The 9,115-nt window shown below is 69.5% G+C and carries 6 protein-coding genes and 1 riboswitch; of the genes, 3 read left to right on the top strand and 3 right to left on the bottom strand.

Annotated features, from left to right (window positions below):
* Positions 1-196: 196 nt before the first annotated feature.
* The gene (locus AB0Q90_RS37405; protein ID WP_363157945.1) at positions 197-1,384 is read right to left on the bottom strand and encodes an NlpC/P60 family protein; all 1,188 of its coding nucleotides are present in this window, start codon (positions 1,382-1,384) and stop codon (positions 197-199) included.
* Between the two features lie 7 nt (positions 1,385-1,391).
* Positions 1,392-1,562, bottom strand: a riboswitch (cyclic di-AMP (ydaO/yuaA leader).
* Positions 1,563-1,823: 261 nt separating this feature from the next.
* Between AB0Q90_RS37405 and AB0Q90_RS37400 the strand changes: the two genes are divergently transcribed.
* Positions 1,824-2,894 (top strand): ScyD/ScyE family protein, encoded by a 1,071-nt coding sequence (locus AB0Q90_RS37400; RefSeq protein ID WP_363157944.1) that lies wholly within the window; start codon positions 1,824-1,826, stop codon positions 2,892-2,894.
* Between the two features lie 62 nt (positions 2,895-2,956).
* On the top strand, positions 2,957-5,437 hold the full coding sequence (pcrA, locus tag AB0Q90_RS37395; protein WP_363157943.1) for a DNA helicase PcrA: 2,481 nt from the start codon (positions 2,957-2,959) through the stop codon (positions 5,435-5,437).
* Positions 5,438-5,492: 55 nt separating this feature from the next.
* On the opposite strand, the gene AB0Q90_RS37390 is transcribed toward pcrA, so the two are convergent.
* Together AB0Q90_RS37390 and AB0Q90_RS37385 are read right to left on the bottom strand one after the other, a co-directional pair.
* A complete protein-coding gene (locus AB0Q90_RS37390) occupies positions 5,493-6,920 on the bottom strand; it encodes a M23 family metallopeptidase (RefSeq protein WP_363158312.1) in 1,428 nt (475 codons plus the stop codon).
* A gap of 256 nt (positions 6,921-7,176) precedes the next feature.
* Entirely contained in the window at positions 7,177-8,046 is an 870-nt protein-coding gene (locus AB0Q90_RS37385; RefSeq protein ID WP_363157942.1) for an alpha/beta fold hydrolase, read from the bottom strand.
* Positions 8,047-8,618: 572 nt separating this feature from the next.
* Here AB0Q90_RS37385 and AB0Q90_RS37380 point away from each other — a divergent pair.
* Entirely contained in the window at positions 8,619-9,041 is a 423-nt protein-coding gene (locus AB0Q90_RS37380) for a cobalamin B12-binding domain-containing protein (RefSeq protein ID WP_363157941.1), read from the top strand.
* Positions 9,042-9,115: the final 74 nt, after the last annotated feature.

Genomic DNA, 9,115 nt, shown 5'->3' with positions numbered 1-9,115 from the left:
GGGGGTGTCCGTCCTCGGACCGGCGGTGCTGTGGGTTTGGGGGGTGGTGTGTCTTTACGCCGGCCTCTGCGGGCGGACACCCCCCGGCACGGCCCCTTCCCGCCGTACGCGGGTGCTGGGCCGCCCCCGGGGCACGTTCCCTTCCCGCCGTGGGCGGCTGCGGGCTCGTGCCCCTACGCGCGCGCGTGCTCGTTTTTCAGGCCGGGCGTACCACGCTGTGGATCGAGCCCTCGCCGTCGTAGTAGATCGACTCCTCGCGGACGTACGCGCCTGGCTTCGGGGCGTGGATCATCATGCCGTTGCCGATGTAGAGGCCTACGTGGCTGAGGTCGTCGTAGAAGAAGACCAGGTCGCCGGGCTGGGCGTTGGCGAGGGAGACCGTGGTGCCGGCGTTGACCTGGTCCCAGGTGGTGCGGGGGAGGGTGATGCCGGCCGCGTTCCAGGCGGCCTGGGTGAGGCCGGAGCAGTCGTAGGAGTCGGGGCCCGTGGCGCCCCAGACGTACGGCTTGCCGATCTGCGCTCGGGCGAAGGCGAGGGCTTTCTCGGCCTTCGTGGCGTACGAGGAGTCGGCGGTGGAGTCGGTGGGGGGTTCCGACGACTCGGAGGGGGCGGGTGTCGGAGTGCTTTCCTGCTCCGCCGCTGCCGCCTCTTCGGCCTCCTGGCGGCGCTGCTCCTCTTCTGCTTGTTGCTGCGCCAGCTCGGCCGCCTTGCGTGCGGCCTCTTCCTGCTTGCGCTTCTCGATCGCCGCCAGGCGGGCCTTTTCCTCCGCCGTGAGCTGCGAGAGGAGCTCGCGTGCGTCGGAGAGCTTCTGCTGGACGGTGGCCTTGGCGGTCTTGAGGTCGGTCTGCGTTTCGGACAGCGTCTGGAGGCTTTCGGTGGCCTCCTTGCGCTTCTTCATCGTTTCCGACTGCTGCGTGACGTAGTCGTCGACCGCTTCCTTCTGACGGCCGGTCATCCGGCTCATCAGCTGGGTCTGGTCGAAGTAGTCCTGCGGGGAGTCGGCGAGCAGGAAGGTCGCGGTGTCGGGGGCGGTGGCGCCGGTGCGGTACTGGGCGGCCGCGAAGGAACCGAGCTCCTCGCGCGCGTCGTTGAGTTTCTGGGTGCGCTTGGCGACGTCGTCGAGGAGGGTGTCGACGCGGTTGCGCTGCTTGGTGGTCTTTTCCTTGGCCGCGTTGTACTTCTCGGTCGCCGACTCGGCCTGGCGGTACAGGTCGTCGACCTTCTTCTCGACTTCTTCGAGGCTCGGCTTGTCGTCGGCCGAGGGGCTGGCGTTGGCCGTCTGGGAGAGGAGGGCCACGGAGGTGAGGGCGGCCGTGGCGAGGGCGGGGGTGCGTATGCCGGCTACGCGCGTACCCGTGGGACGCGGCTTGCGGTGCGACGCCAAGGGAGGCGACTCCTTCCATCGTCCGCCTACCGAGTTAGCTGTCGGGTTCGGGCGGGTGGTTCGGAAGGGTTGCCCTACGACTCGTCCCCGTAAGGGAGTTGGTCGATTCACCCCAAGGTCGGTTGGGTCCCCGGCTCCGGCTGCCGTGGGGGCGTACCGGACTCGGCGGAAGGCCGCGCGGCCCGGCGTCGTTCGCCGGTGGGGGTCGTACGGCCTGCCCGGCACGGTAGCCAACTCGTGTGGCGCCTGTGAAGGTTGGTGGGTGATATGCCCGATACATTTTCGTGACCTTTGGTCAGGGCGTCTCTGAGGGTGGCCAATACGGAAGGATCTGCGGCGACTTGTACGTATTTTGTCCGGAGTGACGGCGTCCGCCCGCTTCCGGGCGCTAACTTCCAGCCAGCCACGGTCGGGTGCCGTGGGTGGGAGGGATACGGCCATGAGGAAGCGTCGTAAGTCACTCGTCGTCGCGGTGGGTGTTGCACTCGCCGCCACCGCGGGCATCGTCCCCGCTACCGCCACGGGCGGGAAACCTGTCGTCCGCGTGATCGCGAGCGGGCTCGACAATCCGCGCCAGCTCTCGTACGACGGCGGGCAGCTGTACGTCGCCGAGGCCGGGCGGGGCGGCAAGAAGTGCATCGGGGAGGGGCCGGAGGGGGAGACCTGCATCGGCCTCACGTCGGCCGTCACCAAGGTCTACTGGGACGGGGGCGCGTGGAAGCATCACAGGGTGGTGCAGGGGCTGCCCTCGGGCGCCGCCCCGGACGGCGGCTTCGCCACCGGTGTGGACGGGGTCTCCGCTCTGTGGGGCGAGCTGTGGGGCGTCGAGACCTTCGCGCCGCCCGAGGCCGGGGTGCCCACCACTCCGCCGTGGAACAAGCTCGGCAAGCTGCTGCGCATCGACGGTGGGAAGGCCAGGATCGCCGCCGACATCACCGGCGTCGAGCTCAAGTACAACCCGCACAAGGCGTCCCTGGAGTCCAATCCGTACGCCGTTCTTGCTCTTCCGGACGGCCGCAAGATCGTTGCCGACGCGGCCGGCAATGACCTCGTGGTCGTCTCGAAGCACGGCAAGGCGCGGCCCTTCACGGTCTTTCCCGATCACAGCGGGCATGAGGCCGTGCCGACCTCCCTCGCCCTCGGTCCGGACGGCAACCTCTACGTCGGCGAGCTGAACGGGCTCACCGAGAAGCCCACCGCGCGCGTGTGGAAGGTCGACCCCTGGACGGGCAAGATCCTCGGCTGGAAGTCCGGCTTCGGCCCGATCAGCGGCATCGCCTTCAACGGCAACGGGGATCTCTACGTCAGTCAGCTCTTCCAGGGCGTCGTGACGAAGGTCTCGGGCGGCAAGCGTACGAACGTGAAGGTGCCGTTCCCGGCGGGCCTGGCCGTCGATCCGTACGACGGGAAGGTGTACGTCTCCGCCTGGTCGATCGCTGACCGTGACGGGACCGTGCTGGAGGGTAAGAAGACGCCGGGCGGGCAGGTCTGGAAGATCATCGGCTTCTGAAACAGGTGATGTTCTCAGGGCGGCGGCGGGCTGTCAGTGAGGCGCCCTAGACTCGGAGAGCGATGAGCAGCCTCTTTGACGACAGCTTCCTGGCGGACCTCCAGACCCCCCGTGGGCACGAGGAGGAGCCTCCGCCGCCGCCCGAGGACGAGCACGTGCCGGAGCCCGTTCCGGACGATCTGTTCGGCGGGAAGTTCGACGTGCCCCCGGACCGGGACGCCCACTACCGTGACGGCGCCCCGCGCCCGGCCCTCGACGCGGCCGCGCTGCTGGAGGGGCTCAACGAGAACCAGCGCGCCGCCGTCGTCCATGCCGGCGCCCCGCTGCTCATCGTCGCCGGCGCCGGCTCCGGCAAGACGCGGGTGCTGACCCATCGCATCGCCCATCTGCTGGCCGAGCGGAATGTGCATCCGGGGCAGATCCTCGCGATCACCTTCACCAACAAGGCCGCGGGCGAGATGAAGGAGCGCGTCGAGCAGCTCGTCGGCCCGCGGGCCAACGCGATGTGGGTGATGACCTTCCACAGCGCGTGCGTGCGGATTCTGCGGCGGGAGAGCAAGAAGCTCGGCTTCACCTCCTCCTTCTCGATCTACGACGCCGCCGACTCCAAGCGGCTGATGGCGCTCGTCTGCCGTGATCTCGATCTCGACCCGAAGCGGTTCCCGCCGAAGTCCTTCAGCGCCAAGATCTCGAATCTGAAGAACGAGCTGATCGACGAGGAGGACTTCGCCGCCCAGGCCTCCGACGGCTTCGAGAAGACCCTCGCCCAGGCGTACGCGATGTACCAGTCCCGGCTGCGCGAGGCGAACGCCCTCGACTTCGACGACCTGATCATGACGACGGTCAACCTGCTGCGCGCCTTCCCCGACGTCGCCGAGCACTACCGCCGCCGCTTCCGGCATGTCCTCGTCGACGAGTACCAGGACACCAACCATGCGCAGTACGCGCTGGTCAGGGAGCTGGTCGGGACCTCCGAGCACCCCGTTGACGTACCGCCCAACGAGTACGACGTGCCGCCCGCCGAACTGTGCGTCGTGGGTGACGCCGACCAGTCGATCTACGCCTTCCGCGGCGCCACCATCCGCAACATCCTCCAGTTCGAGGAGGACTACCCGGACGCGACGACGATCCTGCTGGAGCAGAACTACCGCTCCACGCAGACCATCCTGAGCGCGGCCAACGCGGTCATCGAGCGCAACGAGTCGCGGCGGCCGAAGAACCTGTGGACCAACGCGGGCGCGGGCGCGCGCATCACCGGCTACGTCGCCGACACCGAGCACGACGAGGCGCAGTTCGTCGCCGACGAGATAGACCGACTGACGGACGCGGGCGACGCGAAGGCCGGCGATGTCGCCGTCTTCTACCGCACCAACGCCCAGTCCCGAGTCTTCGAAGAGGTCTTCATCCGCGTCGGCCTGCCCTACAAGGTCGTCGGCGGCGTCCGCTTCTACGAGCGCAAGGAGGTCCGGGACGTCCTGGCCTACCTGCGGGTGCTGGCCAACCCGGAGGACTCGGTGCCGCTGCGCCGGATCCTCAACGTCCCCAAGCGCGGCATCGGCGAGCGCGCCGAGGCGATGATCGACGCCCTGTCCCAGCGCGAGAAGATCAGCTTCCCGCAGGCGCTCAAGCGCGTCGACGAGGCGTACGGCATGGCCGCGCGGTCGACGAACGCCGTGAAGCGGTTCAACGTGCTGATGGAGGAGCTGCGGACGATCGTCGACTCGGGCGCCGGACCGGCGACGGTCCTGGAGGCCGTCCTCGAACGCACCGGCTATCTCGCCGAGTTGCAGGCCTCCACCGACCCGCAGGACGAGACCCGTATCGAGAACCTCCAGGAACTGGCCGCCGTGGCCCTGGAGTTCGAGCAGGAGTCGGAGGAGACCCCCGGTGGGCTCGCCGACTTCCTGGAGCGGGTCGCGCTCGTCGCCGACTCCGACCAGATCCCCGACGAGGACGAGGACGGCTCCGGCGTCATCACCCTGATGACCCTGCACACCGCCAAGGGACTGGAGTTCCCGGTCGTCTTCCTGACCGGCATGGAGGACGGCGTCTTCCCGCACATGCGCGCCCTCGGCCAGGCCAAGGAGCTGGAGGAGGAGCGCCGCCTGGCGTACGTCGGCATCACGCGCGCGCGTGAACGGCTGTATCTGACGCGGTCGTCGCTGCGCAGCGCGTGGGGGCAGCCGTCGTACAACCCGCCCTCACGCTTCCTGGAGGAGATCCCGGGGCAGCACGTGGACTGGAAGCGCACGGGGGCGACCGCGCCCATGTCCTCCGGGCCCGCCTCCGGTGTGGCGGCCTCGCTGTCGTCCTCCCGCTCGCGTTCGTCGGCGTCCGGCGCGTCCGGCTTCGCCACCCGGCGGACGTCCGAGAAGCCGGTGGTCTCGCTGGCGGTGGGCGACCGGGTCACGCACGACCAGTTCGGGCTCGGCACCGTCATGGCGGTCAAGGGCACAGGGGCGAACGCCGAGGCGACGATCGACTTCGGCGAAGCCAAGCCGAAGCGGCTGCTGCTGCGGTACGCGCCGGTGGAGAAGCTCTAGCGGAGGTGAGTGGGGCCCTCGCCCAACAGCGGGGGCCCGTAAGGGAGTCGTCCGGCTACGAGGGGTCCAGTCCGTGGCTGCGCAGCCAGGACAGCGGATCGATGGCCGACCCTCCGGCGGGGCGCACCTCGAAGTGCAGGTGCGGGCCGGTGGAGTTGCCGGAGTTGCCGGAGTACGCGATCGTGTCGCCGGCCTTCACGGTCGTACCGGAAGGGACGCTGTAGCTGGAGAGGTGGCAGTACCACGTCTCCGTGCCGTCCATGGCGGTCACGATCATCATGTTGCCGTAGGCGGCGTTCCACTGCGTGCGCACGGTGCCGTCGGTCGCGGCCATCACCGTCGTGCCGTACGAGACCGGGAAGTCGATGCCGGTGTGCATGGACATCCAGTTGATGCCGGCCTGGCCGTAGTAGGCGCTGAGGCCGTGCTGGGCGACCGGCACCGCGAACTTCGGGCGCAGCCGCTCCTTGCGGGCCGCTTCCTCGGCCGCCTTCTTCCGCTCGGCCTCCTGCTGGGCCTTGAGGTCGATGCGCTCCTGCGTACGGCTGGCCCGGTCGGCGAAGTCGTCGGCGCCGGCCGAGAGGCTCTCCAGCTGGGTGTCCAGCTTGTTGTTCGCCGCCGACGGCTTGACGGCCTGCGCGTCGGACGCGGTCGTCGAGGTTTCCTTGTCGTCGGTCAGGGTGCCGACGGAGGCCGCGGCGATCCCCGCGACACCCATCACGCACGCCGACGGCACGGCGACGGTCAGCAGCGCGGAACGTTTGGCGGGGGTACGGCGGCGGGAGCGGCCGGAGTTGCGGGCCGCCGCTCGGGAGCCCGGCGCCGGGACGGTCTCCTCCTGGTCGTCGAGGAGCGGGGCCACGGCGGGCAGTTCGCCGGTGGCGGTCAACTCGTCCTCGTCCGAGGCGGGTTCGCCGTACGCGGTCTCGTCGTACGCGACCTGTTCGAAGGTCGCCGTCGCCTGCTGCTCGTAGACGCCCGTCGAGTTGTCCTCGGCCGAGTTCCACTGCGTGGCGTCGTAGGCACCGGTGTCGAAGGACTGGGTGCCCCATTCCCACTGCTGGGTCTGGTCGGCCGGGGCGCCGGACTGCTCCGGCTGGAGCCAGGCGCCCGCGTCCCACTGGCCGGAGGCATCGGGGCCGTTGGCCTGCTGCGGAACGGCGGACAGCTGCTGGTAGTCGGCCGTCCAGGCGGTCGTGTCGTAGGCGCCGGTGTCGTAGGCGGCGTGGTGCTGGGCCGCGTACGCGTCGTAGTTCAGCGTCTGGTGGCTGCCCGTGCCCCACTGGCCGGAGTCGTACCCGCCCGTGCTCTCGCCCGGCAGGCTGCCGAAGAGCGGGTCGGTGTCGAAGGTCCCGGTGGGCTGCTGAAAACCGGTGGTGTCGTAGGCGCCGTACGTGGTGAAGTCGCCGTACTGGGCTTCCTGGGTGCCGTACGACGCGTAGTGCGCCGAGGCAGGGTCGGAAGCCGGAGCCGGGGTGGTCATGATCCCCGACGGGTGACGGTCGTTCACCAACTTCTCTTTCGCCTCGACAACAGGGGCTGCCAGAGCAGTGCGGTGACTGTACCCGGCGGTACGCGGGCACGACAATCTTCGGCAGGTTTCGCGCCCGCAGGAAACGGGCATTCGGCCGTGTTTCGGGGGACTGCGGGCGCGACTTTGGCTTTGTGTTCGAAGAGTGTTCGAGGTCTGTCGCCTGTTCGGCTGCTGTCTCCAGGCTGTGGAAGAGGGGCGGGGGCTCTTACGCCACTGTCAGGCCGCCGGCGGGTGCGGCGGCTTCTGCTCCTGTCCGTTCGGTGTCCAGTGCCTGCCGTATCCCCGCAGCCACGGCCGGATGCACGGGCAGGGCGAGATGCCCGACTCCGCTCACCCGCACGTTCTGCGCCATCAGGTCGGGGTGGTCGATGCAGGCGGTCTCCAGCGGGTCCATCAGATGGTCGAGGTCGCTCCAGAAGCTGACGAAGTGCGTACGGCAGCCGGGGGCGGGCCGGGCCAGCTCCTCCAGCACCGCCGAGCCGGGGCGCATCTGCCGCACGATGGGGTGCGCGTTGGCCAGCGGCGCCACCCGGGTGCCGGAATGCGGGGTACCGAGCGTGACAAGGGTCCGCACCCGCAGGTCGCCGCCGAGCCGCTGCACGTAGTAGCGGGCGATCAGCCCGCCGAGGCTGTGGCCCACGATGTCGACGTGTGTGCTGCCCGTGCGCTCGCAGATCTCCTCGATGTGCCGGCCGAGCAGCTCGGCCGCCGTGCGGATGTCACAGGTCAGCGGCGAGTAGTTGAGCGACTCGACCTGCTGCCTGCCGTGCTGGGCGAGGCTGCGGCGCAGCAGGACGAACACCGAGCGGTTGTCTATGAAGCCGTGCAGCAGGACGACCGGGGGCCTGGCCTCGGTCGGCAGCTGGGTGGTGTCCGGTGAGTCCGGCGCGGGGAGCGCGGGGGAGGCCCTGCGCTCCTGGGCGATTCCGGAGGGGTAGAGGAGGAGGTGTCCGGCGAGGATCGCGATCTCCAGGGCGGTCGCCTTCAACAGCGCCAGGGAGAGCCCTGCCAGTTTGCTCGGGAGGAGCCGCTGACAGAGCGGAAGAAAGGGCAGCACTGCCTTGGTGACCTTCATGGCCGACCTCCTGTCGGCACGAAGGAGGACGCCTCTGTCCCCCGTGTGCCCTCGTGGGAAGTCGCGGCGAGGGCGGCCGACGGTGCACGAGCGGGCTGCGTGGGGTGAGTGCGGCATGTGACGTGTGTGACGCCAATGACGTGACGAGGCTCCCTGCCGGTCTGGCGACGAGGCTCCCCGCTGTCGTGCCTTACCTGCCCTACGTGCTGTTCGTGCCCTCGCCGACGCGCCGCGTCACCTCGGCGCGCGGTCAGCGGCGCGGTGGTGCGGCGACCTCGTTGCGGCTCCCGTTGCGCGTGTTCCGGCCGTGGCAGGCGTGCCGCGGATTGCTGCGGCCCGTATGCCGCAGAGATTCGGAACGATGCGCGGCGAACGTGTCCCACCGTGTGATTTCCCCCTCGCTCTCCACCGCGAAACGGCCGGTTGCGGGATGCTGGCGATAACGTTCGTTCACTTCCCCGGGCGGTGTGGCACGGGGCGTCCGTGCCACGGCGTGTGCGGCGTGTACGGCGCGAGCGAGATGTGCGGTACTTGTCGGTACGGATGGATGTATTCGCTTCATGGAGGCAGTGATGGGTGTGGCAGCCGGTCCGATCCGCGTGGTGGTGGCCAAGCCGGGGCTCGACGGCCACGATCGGGGTGCGAAGGTGATCGCGCGGGCGCTGCGCGACGCCGGTATGGAGGTCATCTACACCGGGCTCCACCAGACCCCCGAGCAGATCGTCGACACCGCGATCCAGGAGGACGCCGACGCGATCGGTCTCTCCATCCTCTCCGGCGCCCACAACACGCTCTTCGCCGCGGTGATCGCTCTGCTCAAGGAGCGGGACGCGGAGGACATCCTGGTCTTCGGGGGCGGCATCATTCCCGAGGCGGACATCGCTCCGCTGAAGGAGCAGGGTGTCGCGGAGATCTTCACGCCCGGGGCCACGACGCAGTCGATTGTGGACTGGGTGCGCGCGAACGTGCGTCAGCCGAGCGTCTCCGGCGGCTGAGCTGTTCTTCCGGTGCGGGAAGTCCGGGGTTGCTGTCCCTGGGGGCTGCGCCCCCAGACCCCCGTCGGCCTGAA

Origin of the sequence: Streptomyces sp. NPDC079141, assembly GCF_040686775.1 — a bacterium.
GTDB lineage: Bacteria > Actinomycetota > Actinomycetes > Streptomycetales > Streptomycetaceae > Streptomyces.
This window is presented reverse-complemented; position numbering and strand designations above follow the sequence as displayed.

Bases quoted from the DNA above. Each gene is read 5' to 3' on its own strand.
- AB0Q90_RS37400 (WP_363157944.1), top strand. From the start codon at position 1,824: ATGAGGAAGCGTCGTAAGTCACTCGTCGTCGCGGTGGGTGTTGCACTC.
- pcrA (WP_363157943.1), top strand. From the start codon at position 2,957: ATGAGCAGCCTCTTTGACGACAGCTTCCTGGCGGACCTCCAGACCCCC.
- AB0Q90_RS37390 (WP_363158312.1), bottom strand. From the start codon at position 6,920: ATGACCACCCCGGCTCCGGCTTCCGACCCTGCCTCGGCGCACTACGCG.
- AB0Q90_RS37385 (WP_363157942.1), bottom strand. From the start codon at position 8,046: ATGAAGGTCACCAAGGCAGTGCTGCCCTTTCTTCCGCTCTGTCAGCGG.
- AB0Q90_RS37380 (WP_363157941.1), top strand. From the start codon at position 8,619: ATGGGTGTGGCAGCCGGTCCGATCCGCGTGGTGGTGGCCAAGCCGGGG.